The sequence below is a fragment of the Pantoea sp. NSTU24 genome (assembly GCF_050157905.1).
Classification (GTDB): domain Bacteria; phylum Pseudomonadota; class Gammaproteobacteria; order Enterobacterales; family Enterobacteriaceae; genus Pantoea.
The window spans coordinates 3,429,895-3,447,056 of sequence record NZ_JBKIWZ010000001.1 but is presented as its reverse complement, the minus strand read 5'-3'; the positions used below and the strand labels follow the sequence as shown (position 1 = coordinate 3,447,056).

General features: G+C 57.7%; 15 protein-coding genes and 1 pseudogene. 3 read left to right on the top strand and 13 right to left on the bottom strand.

The features are described from left to right. Positions 1-35 precede the first annotated feature (35 nt). Positions 36-737 carry an NAD(P)H-flavin reductase gene (gene fre, locus ACLHDD_RS16390; RefSeq protein WP_427104910.1) on the bottom strand — a complete coding sequence of 234 codons (702 nt, stop codon included), beginning with the start codon at positions 735-737 and terminating at the stop codon, positions 36-38. A 41-nt stretch (positions 738-778) separates the two neighbouring features. Next, the gene (gene ubiD, locus ACLHDD_RS16385) at positions 779-2,263 is read right to left on the bottom strand and encodes a 4-hydroxy-3-polyprenylbenzoate decarboxylase (protein WP_427104909.1); all 1,485 of its coding nucleotides are present in this window, start codon (positions 2,261-2,263) and stop codon (positions 779-781) included. 269 nt (positions 2,264-2,532) lie between these two features. On the opposite strand from ubiD, the gene rfaH reads away from it, so the two are divergent. Beyond that, entirely contained in the window at positions 2,533-3,021 is a 489-nt protein-coding gene (gene rfaH / locus ACLHDD_RS16380) for a transcription/translation regulatory transformer protein RfaH (RefSeq protein ID WP_427104908.1), read from the top strand. Here the strand turns inward: rfaH and tatD are convergent. From tatD to udp, 10 genes and pseudogenes are all read right to left on the bottom strand, one after another. Next, positions 3,018-3,800 (bottom strand): 3'-5' ssDNA/RNA exonuclease TatD, encoded by a 783-nt coding sequence (tatD, locus tag ACLHDD_RS16375; RefSeq protein WP_427104907.1) that lies wholly within the window; start codon positions 3,798-3,800, stop codon positions 3,018-3,020. The two genes, rfaH and tatD, sit on opposite strands and share 4 nt — an antisense overlap. 90 nt (positions 3,801-3,890) lie before the next feature. Next, positions 3,891-4,649 (bottom strand): Sec-independent protein translocase subunit TatC, encoded by a 759-nt coding sequence (gene tatC / locus ACLHDD_RS16370; RefSeq protein ID WP_427104906.1) that lies wholly within the window; start codon positions 4,647-4,649, stop codon positions 3,891-3,893. 299 nt (positions 4,650-4,948) lie between these two features. Continuing rightward, positions 4,949-5,443 (bottom strand): annotated as a pseudogene (gene tatB, locus ACLHDD_RS16365) (Sec-independent protein translocase protein TatB); the annotation flags it as partial. Positions 5,444-5,446: 3 nt separating this feature from the next. Then, positions 5,447-5,701, bottom strand: coding sequence for a twin-arginine translocase TatA/TatE family subunit (tatA, locus tag ACLHDD_RS16360; RefSeq protein ID WP_427104905.1), 255 nt, complete (start codon positions 5,699-5,701; stop codon positions 5,447-5,449). A 109-nt stretch (positions 5,702-5,810) separates the two neighbouring features. After that, positions 5,811-7,448 carry a ubiquinone biosynthesis regulatory protein kinase UbiB gene (gene ubiB, locus ACLHDD_RS16355; protein ID WP_427104904.1) on the bottom strand — a complete coding sequence of 546 codons (1,638 nt, stop codon included), beginning with the start codon at positions 7,446-7,448 and terminating at the stop codon, positions 5,811-5,813. Continuing rightward, positions 7,445-8,050 carry a ubiquinone biosynthesis protein UbiJ gene (gene ubiJ, locus ACLHDD_RS16350; protein ID WP_427104903.1) on the bottom strand — a complete coding sequence of 202 codons (606 nt, stop codon included), beginning with the start codon at positions 8,048-8,050 and terminating at the stop codon, positions 7,445-7,447. Before ubiJ ends, ubiB begins: the two co-directional genes overlap by 4 nt. 11 nt (positions 8,051-8,061) lie before the next feature. Continuing rightward, positions 8,062-8,820 carry a bifunctional demethylmenaquinone methyltransferase/2-methoxy-6-polyprenyl-1,4-benzoquinol methylase UbiE gene (gene ubiE / locus ACLHDD_RS16345; protein WP_008926452.1) on the bottom strand — a complete coding sequence of 253 codons (759 nt, stop codon included), beginning with the start codon at positions 8,818-8,820 and terminating at the stop codon, positions 8,062-8,064. A gap of 75 nt (positions 8,821-8,895) precedes the next feature. Then, complete coding sequence (gene rmuC / locus ACLHDD_RS16340) at positions 8,896-10,395, bottom strand: DNA recombination protein RmuC (RefSeq protein WP_427104902.1); 1,500 nt, start codon at positions 10,393-10,395, stop codon at positions 8,896-8,898. A gap of 84 nt (positions 10,396-10,479) precedes the next feature. Further along, a complete protein-coding gene (locus tag ACLHDD_RS16335; RefSeq protein WP_427104901.1) occupies positions 10,480-11,748 on the bottom strand; it encodes a tetratricopeptide repeat protein in 1,269 nt (422 codons plus the stop codon). Positions 11,749-11,838: 90 nt separating this feature from the next. Next, positions 11,839-12,600 carry a uridine phosphorylase gene (gene udp / locus ACLHDD_RS16330; RefSeq protein WP_313655935.1) on the bottom strand — a complete coding sequence of 254 codons (762 nt, stop codon included), beginning with the start codon at positions 12,598-12,600 and terminating at the stop codon, positions 11,839-11,841. Positions 12,601-12,902: 302 nt separating this feature from the next. Here udp and ACLHDD_RS16325 point away from each other — a divergent pair, with 302 nt between their 5' ends. Then, positions 12,903-13,736, top strand: a complete 834-nt coding sequence (locus ACLHDD_RS16325) for a dienelactone hydrolase family protein (RefSeq protein WP_427104900.1) — start codon at positions 12,903-12,905, stop codon at positions 13,734-13,736. A gap of 49 nt (positions 13,737-13,785) precedes the next feature. Here ACLHDD_RS16325 and metE read toward each other — a convergent pair whose 3' ends face one another. Beyond that, positions 13,786-16,056: a 5-methyltetrahydropteroyltriglutamate--homocysteine S-methyltransferase gene (gene metE / locus ACLHDD_RS16320; protein WP_427104899.1), complete on the bottom strand. Its 2,271-nt coding sequence runs from the start codon at positions 16,054-16,056 to the stop codon at positions 13,786-13,788. A gap of 144 nt (positions 16,057-16,200) precedes the next feature. Here metE and metR point away from each other — a divergent pair, with 144 nt between their 5' ends. Beyond that, complete coding sequence (gene metR, locus ACLHDD_RS16315; RefSeq protein ID WP_427104898.1) at positions 16,201-17,127, top strand: HTH-type transcriptional regulator MetR; 927 nt, start codon at positions 16,201-16,203, stop codon at positions 17,125-17,127. The last annotated feature ends 35 nt before the right edge of the window (positions 17,128-17,162 follow it).

Here is a 17,162-nt window from a genome sequence, read left to right as displayed (position 1 = left end):
GGTTTTTTCTGTCTGCGGCTGGCTGCTACCGGGCATCAGATAAAGGCAAACGCATCGCCATACATCTGTGATTCTACGGCGCCACGTTCGGCACAGAAGCGATCGCGGGCAATCTTCGCCATTTCAAAACGACCGGCGATGTAGATCTCATGCTCGCTCAGCGTGCTGAAATCCTGCATCACTGCCGTCAGAACCGTACCTGAACGGCCCTGCCAGCCCGCTTCAGGCTGCTCGACTACCGGAATGACCTTCAGATTCGGATGCTTCACGGCCAGCGCGTTCAGCTCATCCAGATCGTACAGGTGCTTGAGTTCACGTCCGCCCCAGTAAATGGCGATATCGCGTTCAGGCTGTTCCGCCAGCGCGGTCAGCAGAATCGAACGGGCATAGGAGAAGCCGGTACCGCCTGCGATCAGAATCAGCGGCTTGCGGCTCTCTTCACGCAGCCAGGCGTCGCCGTGCGGGATATCTACCGTAATCTGACGATCGTTGCGGATCCGATCCATCACGGCCATGGCATAGAGGTTCAGATCGGAGGCACCGATGTGCAGCTCAATGATCTCTTTTTCCATTGGCGTGGAGGCCAGTGAGAAGGGACGCTTGTCACGCTCATCCATCACTACCATCAGATACTGTCCCGCGCGAAAGGTGAATTCCGCTTCCGGGATCAGGCGAACGCGATAGACCGTGTCGGTAATCGCCTCAACCGAAGTTACTTTACAGCTTAACGTTGTCATGCGTTCCCTCTGTCGGGTCGTCTTTATGGTTGTGCTCGCCATCAACGCTGTGGCGGCTGATCAAAAATACCTAGCTCATCCCAGATAGCATCAATGCGCGCGGTGACTGCAGGATCCTTGACGATGGGGGTGCCCCATTCACGCTGCGTTTCACCCGGCCACTTATTGGTTGCGTCCATCCCCATCTTCGACCCCAATCCGGAGACGGGCGAAGCAAAATCGAGATAATCGATCGGGGTATTTTCCACTAATACCGTATCACGGGCCGGATCCATTCGCGTCGTGATCGCCCAGATCACATCGTTCCAGTCACGCGCATTAACATCATCGTCACACACAATAACAAATTTGGTGTACATGAACTGCCGTAAAAACGACCAGACGCCAAACATGACACGTTTAGCGTGTCCTGCGTACTGCTTTTTGATAGTGACGACCGCCAGCCGGTATGAGCATCCTTCCGGCGGCAGATAGAAGTCCACGATCTCCGGGAACTGCTTCACCAGAATCGGCACCAGCACTTCGTTCAGCGCCACACCCAGCACAGCGGGTTCATCCGGTGGACGGCCGGTGTAGGTGGAGTGATAGATAGCCTGACGACGCTGCGTAATATGTGTAACGGTGAAGACCGGGAAGCTATCCACTTCATTGTAGTAGCCGGTATGGTCGCCGTAAGGGCCTTCGGGCGCCATATCCCCCGCTTCGATATACCCTTCCAGCACAATTTCCGCGCTGGCGGGTACGTCGAGATTGTTCGACAGACACTTCACCACTTCGGTTTTATTACCACGCAGCAGGCCGGCAAAGGCATATTCTGACAGAGTATCCGGCACCGGCGTCACAGCGCCGAGAATAGTAGCGGGATCGGCACCCAGCGCCACAGACACCGGAAAACGCTCGCCCGGATGCGCCTTCGTCCACTCCAGATAATCAAGCGCGCCGCCACGATGCGACAGCCAGCGCATAATCAGCCGGTTTTTGCCGATCACCTGCTGGCGATAGATGCCGAGGTTCTGCCGCTCTTTGTGCGGTCCGCGCGTGACCGTCAGGCCCCAGGTAATCAGTGGGGCCGCGTCGCCTGGCCAGCACCGCATCACCGGAATGCGCGTCAGGTCAACCTCATCGCCGCTGAACACCACCTCCTGACAGGGTGCATTACGCAGCCGTTTGGTCGGCATATTCAGCACCTGCTTAAACTGCGGCATCTTGTCGAACAGATCGCGGAAGCCTCTTGGTGGCTCCGGTTCTTTCAGGAAAGCCAGCAATTTACCCACTTCGCGCAGGGCGCTGACATCTTCCTGTCCCATGCCCATAGCCACGCGCTTTGGCGTACCAAACAGATTACACAGCACCGGCATGTCATACCCTTTCGGGTTCTCAAACAGCAGAGCGGGGCCACCGGCACGCAGAGTGCGATCGGCAATTTCGGTCATCTCCAGTTCGGGATCGATCGACTGGGTAATGCGCTTTAGCTCTCCGCGCTGTTCGAGCAGCGCGAGAAAGTCTCTTAAATCGTGATATTTCATGCGGCTTCAACTTTCCGGCCAGAGTGAATCGGCCATTATAGGTCTGATTAGGCGGAGATGCTGAGGTTTATACGACAGCCGCCGTGATGGTTACCGAGTCTGATACAGAGCGATGGCAGACGTCAATTTTCCGTAGCCATTTCTGCCGCGATCCGGCAGGTTAAGAAAAGTCTCAGTTTATTTTCGTCCGGGCGCGCTTTACGCTGCCCCTGCGCTATAACTCTGGCAGCAGGTTTGCTATTCTTAGCGTCCATTCGATGGGAGCAGTTATGGAATCCTGGTACTTACTCTATTGCAAACGTGGGCAGCTATTACGCGCGAAGGAGCATCTGGAGCGGCAGGAAGTGCATTGCCTCAGCCCGATGATCGCTCTGGAAAAGATCGTGCGCGGTAAACGCACCACGGTGAGTGAGCCCCTCTTTCCTAATTACCTGTTTATCGAGTTTGATCCGGAAGCGATTCACACGACGACGATTAGCAGCACCCGTGGTGTCAGCCACTTTGTGCGCTTCGGCACTGCGCCCGCTACGGTGCCGTCGGCCGTGATCGAAGCGCTGGAAACCGACGTCCCGCAAATCCTGCTGGATCCGGAAACCCCTCAAAGCGGCGATGAAGTGGTAATCACCGAAGGCACGTTTGAGGGGCTGCGCGCCATCTTTGCCGAACCGGATGGTGAAACGCGCTCTATTTTGTTGCTCAATCTGCTGAACAAGCAGGTGATGCGCAGCGTCGATAACAAGCAGTTCCGCAAGGTTTAAGCCAGTCTGAACAGCGTCCGCGCATTCTGATCGATGCGGGCAGCCAGCGTCTCAGCACTCTCGCCACGCCACGTCGCCACCTGATTCACAATATGCGGTAAAAAGCAGGGCTCGTTACGGCGCGAGGTCGGACGCGGGCGCATATCGCGCGGCAGCAGATAGGGAGCATCCGTCTCCAGCAGCAGACGATCAGCCGGAATCAGCGGCAGCAGCTCGCGCAGTTCCAGCCCCCGTCGTTCATCACATACCCAGCCCGTAATTCCTACCGATAAGCCCATCGCCAGGCAGGCTTCCAGCTCATCGCGTGTGCCGGTAAAGCAGTGGATCACCGCCCCCGGCAGTTCTGGCAGCCAGGGTGTCAGGACCGCAGCAAAACGCGCATGGGCTTCGCGGCAGTGCAGAAACACCGGCATATTGAGTTCTGCCGCCAGCGCCAGCTGCGCGTCAAAGGCATACTCCTGCTGCTCATGAGCGGAGAGGTTGCGGTTGAAATCGAGTCCGCACTCACCGATAGCCACTACTTCCGGTTTTTCAGCCAGACGACGCAGGGTACTGGCAACCTCCGTGGACCACTCACTGGCGTGATGCGGGTGAACGCCCGCAGTAGACCAGCAGAAGCCCGGTTGATCCTCAGCCAGTCGCTGCGCCTGATGGCTCTCCAGCGCATTGGTGCCGGTAATCAGCATGCCGGTGACGCCCGCATCACGCGCGCGTTTAACCACCTTTTGCCGATCGGCGGCGAATTGCGTGCTGGTCAGGTTTACACCGATATCAAACATAATTTTTCCCACAGTTTTTAAAACAAAAAACCGCCCATCAGGGCGGTTTGGAGCGTTCGCTTCCCGCCGGGGCGGGTAAGACTGTCTGCGTCAGGAGTCGGTGTTCTCTTCCTCATCCTGCAGACGGCGGCCTTTACCCACGTAGTAACGGGAAAAGAATACGCCGACTTCAAACAGGCAGTACATCGGAATAGCGAGCAAAGTTTGGGAAAAAACATCCGGCGGTGTGAGCAACATCCCAACCACAAACGCGCCCACCAGAATATAGGGACGTTTCTTTTTCAGATCGTCCGGGCTGGTAATACCGGTCCAGCAGAGCAGTACGATTGCCACCGGCACCTCAAACGCCACACCAAAGGCCATAAACAGCGTCATGACAAAATCGAGGTACTTAGCGATGTCTGTCGCCACGGTGACGCCAATTGGCGCGGTCTTGGTGAAAAAGCCAAATGCCAGTGGGAAGACCACAAAATAGGCAAAGGCCACGCCAAAGTAGAACAGGAAGGTGCTGGAAAACAGCAGTGGCATGACCAGCCTGCGTTCATGCCGGTAGAGCGCTGGCGCGACAAAAGCCCAGACCTGATAAAGAATCACCGGTACGGCAAGAAATACCGACACAATGATGGTCAGCTTAATCGGGGTGAAAAAAGGCGAAGCCACATCGGTCGCGATCATGCTGGAACCAACCGGCATCTGGCTGATTAACGGGGCCGCAATCAGCTGGTAGATGTCGTTGGCGAAGAAAACCAGCACCAGAAAAATAGCTAAGACGGCGATGATGCAGTTCAGTAATCGCTTACGCAGCTCAATCAGATGACTGATGAGCGGTTGGGTATCTTCAACGGCCATTATCGTTCATCACTTGCAGAAGAGGAGGATGCGGCATGACGCCCGGTGTCAGCTGTTCTGGTCACATCGCTTGCGGGAGCCTGGGCAGGTGCGCTGGCCATACCAGAAGAACCTGCAGCGGCGTGCACAGCTGGCGTGGAAGACGCCGCAGCGGGTGTCTGCGCGGGGGCGCTGGCCGCACCGGAAGAGACAGCAGCGGCAGGTGCAGGCGAAGCAGAGGACGTCGCAGCCGGTGTCTGTGCGGGTGCGCTGGCCACACCGGAATAATTAGCGGAGGTATGCTCAGCCTGCGCAGGGGCGCTGGCCGCACCGGAAGAGACAGCAGTGGCGGGCGCAGTCGAAGCAGAGGACGCCGCAGCCGGTGTCTGCGCGGGTGCACTGGCCTGCTGTTCTGCCGTCGCCGGCGTCGCCGCGGGCTCAGAAGCGGGCTGTTGGGCGGTGTTATGCCGGGCTGAATGGATGGTGTTAGCCTCGTCTTCCTCTTTTTCAATGTCGATGCTCTGACTGACCGAGCGTTTCATTGAATCAGCAGTTTTACGCAGCTCTTCCATCGACTCTTTCAGCTCGGGAGAGAGTGTACCGCGGCTCGCCTCTTCCACTTTTTTCAGGCTGTCCTGCAGCTCCTGCAGTTTCAGTTCCTGCGCCAGTTCATGTTGTACATTGGCTGCCAGCGAACGAATCGCCCGGATCCAGCCGACCACGGTTTTCACCGCAACCGGTAATCGTTGCGGGCCGAGAACAATCAGCCCGATAACGAACACCAAAACCAGTTCACTAAAGCCAATATCGAACACGGTTTACACCTGCTTGTCGTTCTTGGTTTCTTCTTTGTTAGCCGACGCAGGCTGTTTGTCCGCCAGCGTTTTAGCCGCAAAATCCGCGTCCTGATCTTTCGGCAGGTCCTTTTTGTCATCCTCATCACTCATGGCTTTTTTGAAACCACGAATTGACGAACCTAAATCTGACCCCAGATTACGTAACTTGTTAGTGCCGAACAGAAGTACAACAATCACGGCAATAATTAACAATTGCCAGATACTGATACCGCCCATGAGATAGCCTCTGATGTTCTGTGAAAATGATGAGGTAATGCACCACAGCGAGCCCTTTTCAACCGGGCCTGAATCAGCGACATTACCCTTTTTTAGCCGGATGTGACAATCAGTTTGTCTTACGCCAGCCGATGACCCAGGAGACGATTCCTGCCGCCATCAGCACCGCCGGAAAGAAGTCCCAGTCAGGCCTGGCCAGCAGCACCGCCGTTCCGCTTAACAGCAATGTGGCTCCGACGCCAAACAGATAACGCGCCTGATGATGACGGGCGCGCTGCACATTCAGATCGCCCACTAATTTATCAACGCTGTGGCGCAGAAGTTTGTGCTGACGCATGCTGTCGTAAAAGAGCTCGGGCAGCTCGGGTAACTTTTCAGCCCAGAAAGGCGCTTTCTCTTTAACTGCACGAACAAGTGCAGAAAGCCCGACCTGATCCTTGATCCACTCCTCCAGGAACGGCTTCGCCGTCTTCCAGAGATCAAGCTGTGGATAGAGCTGACGGCCGATTCCTTCCACGTAGAGCAGCGTTTTCTGCAGCAGCACCAGCTGCGGCTGCACTTCCATGTTGAAGCGGCGGGCCGTATTAAACAGGTTCAGGAGCACATGCCCGAAGGAGATTTCAGCCAGCGGCTTTTCAAAGATCGGTTCACAGACGGTGCGAATCGCAAATTCGAAATCTTCCACGTTGGTATCGGGCGGCACCCAGCCGGAATCCACATGCAGCTCGGCGACTTTGCGGTAGTCGCGGTTGAAGAAGGCGATAAAGTTTTCCGCCAGATAACGCTTATCTTCTTTATTCAGCGACCCCACAATCCCGCAGTCGATACCGATATATTGCGGATCTTCGGGATGTTCATAGCTGACAAAGATATTGCCCGGATGCATGTCGGCATGGAAAAAACTGTCACGGAAGACCTGGGTGAAGAAAACCTGCACGCCACGTTCCGCCAGCAGTTTCATGTTCACGCCATGCCGCTCAAGCGTCGCCACATCGGAAATCGGGATCCCGTAGATGCGCTCCATGACCATCATGGTTTCGCTGCAGTAGTCGGAATAGACTTCCGGTACATAGAGCATGCGGCTGTCTTCGAAATTCCGGCGCAGCTGAATCGCGTTGGCGGCTTCACGCAGCAGGTTCAGCTCATCCAGCAGGGTTTTCTCATAGTCGCGCACCACCTCGACCGGACGCAGACGGCGGCCATCCGGCAGCAGACGCGGCACCCAGCGAGCCAGACGATAGATCAGTTTCATGTCCGCTTTGATCACCGGCAGAATGTCGGGGCGGATCACTTTGATCACCACAGCCTTGCCGTTCGATTTCAGCGTGGCGGTGTGCACCTGTGCAATAGAGGCCGACGCCAGGGGCTTGATATCAAAATCGTCAAACCAGGTTTCAATCGGCGCGCCCATCGAGGCTTCAATCTGGGCTTTCGCTTTGACGCCATCAAAGGGTGCGACGCGGTCCTGCAGGATGGCGAGCTGATCGGCGATGAGCGGCGGGAAGAGATCACGACGGGTCGACAGCATCTGGCCAAACTTGATCCAGACCGGCCCCAGCTGCTCCATCGCCATGCGCATGCGGGCACCAACCGGTTCATGCTGATGCAGGTTCGGGATCCAGAAAACAGCGCGACGCCACAGGCGGAACAGGAAAGTGAGACGTGTCTGCGGAATCAGTTCATCAAGGCCATAAGTCAGAAACACCTTCATGATCAGATATAAGCGGCGGATCTCTCCAAAACTCATTTTGCCTCCAGCTGCGCCAGGCGCGCATCAAGCGCCTTAAGCGAACGTTCCATCGCGTCGACCTCCTCAGAGAACCAGGCTAATTCCAGCGAGCCAGGCGCAACACGCCACTCTTCCGTGATGGCCTGTCCGAGATAATCCTGGCGACGCTGCACTTCACCTTTGAAAAAGCGTAAAGCCTGTTGTGTGCGCTGACTGATACCCTGCGCAGCAATATCGCCGAGCCAGGGCGCCAGATATTCTGCCGGGTCCAGCTCAGCCAGATCCATCAGCGCAGAAAACTGTTGCACGACCTGCAGATCGCCGTCGACCTGAAGCTCACCGCTGCGGATTAGCGGCGTCAGCTGCTGACGATCGCGCAGCTTTGGCAGGGTTTTCAGCGACGTGATGACCGTACAGTCACTGCGGTCCTGCCAGTCAGCCAGCACATCAAGCTGCTGTTCACTGAACACCAGCACCAGCGGATGAGAGAACTCGTTCAGGCGCAGCATCAGCACGCGGCCATTCAGGCGCTGCCGCGCTGACTTCAGGCCGCGATCGCGATAAAGAATACGATTGAGCGCCGTTTCCAGACCTGCGGTAATCAAGGGCGTCAGGTTCATTACCATCTCACTCAGAACTTAAATCCACGATGTAGCGCCACAATGCCGCCGGTCATATTGGAGTAAGTGGTATTTTCAAAGCCGACATCGTTCATCATCGCTTTCAGGGTTTCCTGATCGGGATGCATACGGATCGATTCGGCCAGATAGCGATAGCTCTCTGCATCCTGCGCCACCAGCTGCCCGATACGCGGCAGAATATGGAACGAGTAGGCATCATACGCCTTGCTCAGCGGGTCCAGCACCGGCTTAGAAAACTCCAGCACCAGCAGACGTCCGCCTGGCTTAAGGACACGGAACATCGAGGCCAGCGCCTTCTCTTTTTCCGTGACGTTGCGCAGGCCAAAGGAGATGGTGATGCAGTCGAAATAATTATCGGGGAAAGGCAGCGCTTCGGCGTTGGCCTGCACGTAACTCACGTTGCCAACCACGCCCTGATTGCGCAGCTTTTCGCGGCCCATCTTCAGCATAGAGCTGTTGATATCGGCCAGAACAACCTGACCTGTTTCGCCGACCAGACGCGAGAATTTCGCCGTCAGATCGCCGGTTCCGCCCGCCAGGTCCAGTACGCGCTGACCGCGACGAACGCCGCTGCTGTCAATGGTAAAACGCTTCCAGATGCGATGGACGCCAAACGACATCAAATCGTTCATCAGGTCATATTTTGCGGCTACGGAGTGAAAGACGTCCGCGACTTTGTCCGCTTTTTCGCTTTTGGCGACCGTCTGAAAGCCAAAATGGGTGGTTTCCTGCTGTGATTCATCTGCCATCGGTTTTACCTGCTCCACAAACAATACTTCCCGAAGTGTATCAGAGTCACGGAAGTCAGGCACGTTGCGCCCATACTATTCGTGGAGGCGCCTCACACGCGACTCACTCTCCTCCCCTTCCCTCTCCTCGTCGGCCTCCTCTTCCAGCCGGTTTTCCGGCATGGCGCATTCGGCCAGCTGTGGGTTGATGGGTCGCTTGATCTCCACGCCCAGCGCCCGGAATCCCTCGCTCTGCGCGATCAGGTTACCGCGCCCTTCTGCCAGCTTTTTCATCGCCTCGCGATAACTGTTCTGGGCCTTATCCAGGTTATGGCCAATGCCGCTCATATCATCCACAAACAGCCGCATCTTGTCGTAGAGCCGTGCCGCCCGGTCGGCAATACGCTGGGCATTGCGGCTCTGGTGTTCATAGCGCCACAGATTATTGATCGTGCGTAGTGCCACCAGCAGTGTGGTAGGGCTGACCAGCATAATGTTCTGCTGAAGCGCCTCGCTGATCAGCTCAGGCTGACGGTCTATCGCCAGCAGAAAGGCGGGTTCGACCGGAATAAACATCAGCACATAATCCAGCGATCGCAAGCCGGGCAGTTGCTGATAATCTTTCCGGCTCAGCAGACGGATGTGCGCGCGCATGGCGCTGACATGTTCCTGGATCGCCTGCTCACGCGCGATCTCATCCTCTGCGTTGAAATAACGCTCATAGGCCACCAGCGTCATCTTGGCGTCCACGACCACATCTTTGCCCTGCGGCAGACGCACAATCACATCCGGCTGCATCCGACCCTGCTGCTCTGACTGAATGCTGACCTGTGTTTCATATTCGTAGCCTTCCCGCAGCCCCGAGGCTTCCAGCACCCGGCTCAATACCACTTCACCCCAGTTTCCCTGAATTTTATTATCGCCTTTCAGCGCTTTGGTCAGGTTAAGCGCCTCCTGCGCCATCTGCGCATTCAGCTGCTGCAGCTGGCGGATTTCATGAGTCAGGGTATGCCGTTCACGCGCCTCTGCGCCAAAGCTTTCATGCACCTGCCGGCGGAAGCCATCCAGCTGCTCACGCAGCGGGCCGATCAGCCCGTTCAGACTCTGACGGTTCTGTTCATCAACACGACGGCCGCTGTTTTCGAAAATACGGTTGGCGAGGTTTTCAAACTGGGCGCTGAGACGCTGTTCGCTGTTGGTCAGCAGGCGCTGTTTCTCTTCTGCGGCGTAGCGGGTCTCTTCCAGACGAATAGTCACTTCGCGCAGCTCCGCTTCCTGCGCACTGTTCACCTCCAGCTGATTGCGCAGTTCGCGATTAAGCTGCTCGCTTTCATTACGCCAGTAATCGAGCTGCTGCAACCGTTCCGTAGCACCGCTCAGCGCGCCGTGAAGCTGACGCAGCTCCTGCTCGCGCTGCTGTGCCTGCTGCTGAAGCTGATCGATCTGCTGCTGCTGACGCAGTTGCGCCTCTTCCAGCAGACGGCGTTCGGTCTGAAAACGGGCGACCAGATGACCGGCACGTAGCTGTGCCAGCATCCAGCCGATCCCTGCTCCGGCAAGCGCCAGACAGGCGCTGATGATGATATGCTGATCCATAATTTCCCCCGACTCAGGCTGCTGAGGGAAAAGGTAGAGTCGCACTGTATGAATGTCCAGATAATTTTGCCGGAATTCAGCGCCTTAGAGAGCCGCTACCGACAGCCTGCCCGCCTGCCACTCTTCAATCAGAAAAAAGGGCATGGGCAGCTGCCACTCACCCTTGCTGACCGGTGCCAGATAGTGCCAGGTCGACTCGCCGGCAGTGATCGCAACGCGCTGGCGGCTGCCCTCCGCCGCTGCCGATTTGCCGGTCAGACTGGCAAATCCGGCATTGCTGCCCACATGAAAATGGGGCGTCTGCCAGCGCACGGGCGCATGGTCAGGCCAGGGGCGGGCCTGATGAAAATGGAAGAGGTCATCGTGGCTCAGGAGACTTTCCCGCACCGTCGGCCATAACGCCACCTTCAGGAAATACTGGTCGGTGAAACGCTGGCTTCCCTGATACTGCGCAATGAAACTGCGCATCGCCTGCTCTGTGTGGCGAAAGACACCGTGACAGCCGCCCCACATGCCCGCCAGCAGCAGCTCGGTATGGGAAAAGTAGTCACGCATGTGGTGGAACCAGTAAGGCGAGGCGAGCCAGGCGTTAACCGCGGCCGCTTCGCGCTCCGAGAGCAGTGAGTCGGCATCGCGCACGATAAAGCGCTTCACCTGCGGATCGTCGAGCACCAGAAAACGCCACAGGGTCGGATAGAGCGTTTTCTCGTGCGACATATCGATCAGCCTGACGTGCGGCTGATCCAGACGCTGCCTGACATGCTGCGGCACGCTGTCATCAAGATAGATACGGCAGGACCAGCCGGGGTAGAGCGCCGGTGCCACTTCCACGTTTTTAATCAGGGTTTCACAGTAGCGAGGCTGATCGCCATACAGACAGAAGGCGATAACGTTCTGCGCTGGCTGACTGAGATCGGCGGGTTCGGGCTGCGGAGCCGGAAATGCCGCGCGCTGCCCCTGACTGAAACGCGCATCAGCACGCATCAGCGAGGCCAGCCCATACTGCGCCACCTCCTCACGTCTGTTGAGCCAGCCACACACCTCGGTTAAGCCATCCAGCCAGGTCTCGGAGGCGGTGGCCTGCACCGCAGGCGGTGAATGAAGGATTTTCTGATAGGTTTTGTACGCTTTCGTGTGCTGGCCCAGACGCAGCAGGCAAAGGGCATAGTCGCTCAGCACCTGCATCTGATTCGGCATTGACCGCAGGACTTCTTCACAGCAGCGGGCAGCCAGCGCATAGTCACCCTGCTGCATGGCGGCGCGGAAACGTTCGGCGCTGCGTTCCAGCCGCGCGTTGAGTGCGGCCGGATTAACGCCAGGAGCAGGACGTCGGACAGGAAAGGTATGGCGCATAAACATCCTCAGGTCTGACTGATGTTACGCGCCGTTAATAACCAGCAGCAGATTTCTGAGCCCGGAAAAACCAGCTGCCTGACGCGATCGTTACAGCAAGCGACGCGCCGCTTCGACCACAATCTTCACGGCGTCGCTTTCTGTCTGCTTCATGGTGACCGCATCCGGGATCTCTTTCTGAGTACGGTTCACAATCACACCGGCCACCATACCGGCCCGCAGGCCCTGGCTGGCGCACATGGTTAACAGTGTAGCGGATTCCATCTCATAGTTAAGGACGCCCATCTCCTGCCACTCTTTCATCGAACCTTTGAAGCGACTGACCACGCGTCCTGACACGGTGTCATAGCGTTCCTGGCCTGGATAAAAGGTGTCTGATGAGGCGGTGATGCCGATGTGTGTCTTCGCGCCACAGGCTTCTGCGGCGGCGACCAGCGCCGTGGTGCAGCTGAAATCCGCCACTGCCGGGAACTCCATCGGTGCAAAATGCAGGCTGGCGCCATCCAGGCGAACCGACGCTGTTGTCACCAGCACATCACCAACGTTGATGTGGGGCTGGATTGCGCCCGTAGTGCCGACGCGCAGGAAGGTCCGTACGCCAAGCTGCGCCAGCTCTTCAACCGCGATTGAGGTGGAAGGGCCACCAATACCGGTAGAGCAGACGACAACGGGCTTCCCATCCAGTTTTGCCAGCCAGGAGGTAAATTCACGGTGCGAGGCGAGATGGGTGGCCTCTTCCATCAGTCCGGCAATTTTCTTCACGCGCTCCGGATCGCCTGGCACAATCGCCAGGGTAGCGCCCTGCAGGTCGGCTTTGGTCAGGCCCAGATGGAAAACGTCAGACTGTGTCATTTCAGACTCCTGTTAAGGGAAAGTATCGCGCCACTTTACGTCAGCACGCCGGATAAATATGTGACAACACTCACCTAAGAAAATGAAAGTTACATTTTACGGAACATGAATTGAGACTAATGTCACATAAATACATCTTCTTTAGCGGGACTGTGTTCAGCAAGGCTGTGCCGGCGTTAGCGCAATGTTAAAGAGTGGGAAGATTTTATTCGCGGCTGATCCTGTGGCCCGGGACCTGGCGCGCGCAGTTTACAGCCAGGCTATAGTTACCTGATTGCGTAAATGCTTGCACGGAGAGACTCATGAAACCCAGTGATAATATGGCACAAAAACCGGCGACGGACGGCTTTGCCCCTGCCGTGCAGCCCACCGCCGCCACCACCATCATGACCGACAGTCCGGCCATTCATGCGGGTGAAACCTCAGTGCCCAGCCAGGGCGAAAACATGCCAGCTTATTTCGCCAGGCCGCAGGGCGCAGACGGCCCGCTGCCTGTGGTGCTGGTGGTACAGGAGATCTTTGGTGTGCATGAACATATCCGGGACATCTGTCGTCGCCTGGCGCTGGAGGGCTATCTGGCTATCGCGCCTGAGCTCTATTTCCGTGAGGGCGACCCGACGGAGTATCACGATATTCCGACGCTGTTCAGCGAACTGGTCAGCAAAGTGCCGGACACCCAGGTACTCTCCGATCTCGATCATGCCGCCAACTGGGCAGCACGTAATGGCGGAGATATTCGCCGTATGGGCATCACCGGATTCTGCTGGGGCGGCCGCATCAGCTGGCTTTATGCTGCACACAATCCCCAGCTGCGCGCTGCGGTGGCCTGGTATGGACGACTGACCGGAGAACGCACCCTGAAGCAGCAGAAGCACCCGATTGATATTGCTGTCGATCTTAATGCGCCAGTGCTGGGTCTGTATGGCGGTCAGGATGAGGGGATCCCACTGGAGAGCGTCGAGCAGATGCGTCAGGCGCTGCATGCCGCCAATGCCACCGCCGAGATCATCGTTTATCCCGAAGCAGGACACGCGTTTAACGCCGACTACCGCCCGAGCTACCATGCGGAATCCGCCCAGGATGGCTGGCAGCGGATGCTGACCTGGTTCAGGCAGTATGGCGTTGCCTCACGATAAATAAAAAAGGGGCGCTTCTGCGCCCCTTTTTCGACCCGCAGATCGTTAACTACGCCGCCTCCCCGCGCAGTTTTTTCGCCGCCCGTACCATATTCGCCAGCGCCTGGCGCGTTTCCGCCCAGCCGCGCGTTTTCAGACCACAGTCCGGGTTCACCCACAGACGCGTCTCCGGTATACGCTTCGCCGCTTTCAGCAGCAACGCTTCAATCCCCTCCACGCTGGGTACATTGGGCGAGTGAATGTCATAGACGCCGGGGCCGATCTCATTCGGATAGTCGAAGTGCTCAAACGACGCCAGCAGATCCATATCAGACCGTGCGGTTTCAATGGTAATCACATCCGCATCCAGTGCGGCAATCGCCGCCATGATGTCACTGAACTCGCAGTAGCACATGTGGGTGTGAATCTGCGTTTCATCCCGCGCCGCGCCGGCCGTCAGCCGGAAGGCCTCCACCGCCCAGTTCAGGTAACCGGCCCAGGCAGAGTGATGCAGCGGTAGCCCTTCACGCAGGGCGGGCTCATCAATCTGGATTATACCGATATCCGCCTCCTGCAGATCCGCCACCTCATCCCGCAACGCCAGCGCGATCTGTTTCGCGATGATTTCCCGTGGCACATCTTCTCGCGGAAATGACCAGCAAAGGATCGTGACCGGGCCGGTCAGCATGCCTTTAACCGGTTTGTCTGTCAGCGACTGCGCATAGCGGGCCCATTCGACGGTGATCGGCCCCGGGCGACTGATATCGCCGATAATCACGGGCGGTTTTACACAGCGCGACCCGTAGCTCTGAACCCAGCCATTTCGGGTAAAAATAAATCCCTCCAGATGCTCGCCAAAATACTCCACCATATCGTTACGTTCCGCTTCACCGTGGACCAGCACATCCAGCTCCAGCCGCTCCTGTTCACGGATTGCCTGCCTGATATGTTCGGCGATGCCAGTGCGATAATGGCTGCTGTCGAGCCGTCCCTGCTTAAAGTCGAGGCGCAGGCTGCGAATTTCCGTAGTCTGCGGAAAAGAGCCGATGGTGGTGGTGGGCCAGGCGGGCAGGGCCAGTCGCTGATGCTGCAGTCGGCTTCGCACCGGCCAGGCGCTCTGGCGTGCGCTCTGCTCTGGCGTGATGGCCTGCAGACGCTGCGCCACCGCCGCATTATGCACACGGCTGGAGTGCGCACGGGCACGAACCGGCGCGCTCCAGGCGTCCAGCGACGCCGCATCGTCGCGGTTCAGCGCCTGACTCAGCAGCGAGAGTTCAGCACACTTCTGCTGCGCGAAGGCCAGCCAGCTTCTGACCTCATCATCCAGCTGTGTTTCCGTGTTCAGGTCAATCGGACTGTGCAGCAGAGAGCAGGAGGAGCCGATCCAGAGCAACTGGCGCCGGGCGACCAGCGGTTGCAGGCGATGAAACCAGTGACTCAGATCGGTGCGCCAGACATTACGCCCATTGATCACGCCAAGCGACAGCAGCCAGCTGGCGGGCAGGTGCTGATGCAGCTGCTCAATATCATCATTGCCATGGACCAGATCAACATGCAGGCCCTGCACCGGCAGCGTACGGATTACCTCAAGGTTATGACCGATGCTGTCAAAATAGGTGGTCAGCAGCACTCTGCAGTGCCCCTGCAGGGCGTCATACGCCGGCTGAAAGGCGTCGCGCCACGCCTGGGGCAGCTCAAGGGCCAGCGCAGGCTCATCAATCTGGACCCACTCAATACCCCGTTTTGCCAGTTCCGCCAGCACCTGCTGATAGACCGGGAGGATTGCCGTCAGCAGCGACAGACGCTCAAACGGCTCGCCTTTGACTTTGCCCAGCCACAGATAGGTCACCGGACCCAGCAGTACCGGCTTGATGTGATGCCCCAGTGCCAGCGCCTCATCCACCTCGTCCAGCAGCTGCGTCCAGCTCAGTTTAAAAGTCTGATCCCGGCTAAATTCCGGCACCATATAGTGATAGTTGGTGTTAAACCATTTGGTCATTTCGGCCGCCGCCGCAGGTTGGCCGGAGGGTGCGCGGCCCCGGCCCAGGCGGAACAGCGTGTCGAGGTCAACCGTGCCCGCCGGGTTCTGATGACGTTCCGGCACATTGCCCAGCATCAGGCTGGTGCTCAGCACATGATCATACCAGGCGAAATCCCCCACCGGCAGCAGATCGACGCCCGCCTCTTTCTGTTGCTGCCAGTGACGTGCGCGCAGTTCACGTCCCGTCGCCAGAAGCGCCGCCTGCGTGCTGTCGCCCGCCCAGTAACGCTCCAGTGCTTTTTTCAGTTCACGATGCAGGCCAATGCGGGGAAAACCGAGGGTATGATTGAGGATAGTCATGTGCCAGTCTCCAGATAAAGGGGCAGTTTGCGTCAACCGGGCAGTCTGCGATGTTTAGCCGTCCAGATGTTTACACTGCTATAATCTGCGGGTACTGTATGTAGCTCAAGCGCAACATGTTCATTTTCGATGTGAAGGACACTCATGATCGAACTCAAGCACCTGCGGACGCTTCAGGCTCTGCGCAATACGGGATCGCTGGCTGCGGCAGCGGCCCAGCTTCATCAGACCCAGTCGGCGTTGTCTCATCAGTTCAGCGATCTGGAACAGCGTCTGGGATTCCGCCTGTTTGTGCGTAAGAGTCAGCCACTGCGTTTTACTCCCCAGGGCGATATTCTGCTGCAGCTGGCGGAGCAGGTGCTGCCGCAGATCCAGCAGGCACTGCAGGCCTGCGACGAGCCGCATCAGACCACGCTGCGGGTCGCCATCGAGTGCCACAGCTGCATTCAGTGGCTGACCCCCGCGCTGGATAAATTCCGTCAGAGCTGGCCGCAGGTGGTAATGGATTTCAAATCAGGCGTCACCTTTGATCCTCAGCCCGCGCTGCAACAGGGTGAGCTGGATGTGGTGCTGACCTCCGATATTCTGGCGCGCTCAGGGCTGTTCTACTCGCCGATGTTTGATTTTGAGGTACGGCTGGTGCTGGCAACAGACCATCCGCTGGCGCAGGTGGCGCATATCTCGCCGGAAGATCTGGCCGATGAAGTACTGATGATCTATCCGGTACAACGTCAGCGTCTGGATATCTGGCGTCACTTCCTGCAGCCCGCCGGGGTCAGTCCGGCGCTGAAAAATGTGGATAACACGCTGCTGATGATTCAGATGGTTTCCGCACGTATGGGCATTGCTGCACTGCCGCACTGGGTGGTCGAGAGTTTTGAAAAGCAGGGGCTGGTCGTGACCCGGACACTGGGCGATGGCCTCTGGAGCCGCCTGTATGCCGCCGTACGCGACGGCGAACAGCGTCAGCCGGTGCTGGAAGCTTTCATCCGCTTTGCCCGCCAGCACGCCTGTGAGCATCTGCCTTTTGTGCGCGATGCCGCGCGACCGGGTGCTGTGCTGCAGCGTTAACCGGATCGGCACAAACCTGCGCGAACGCGGGCAAA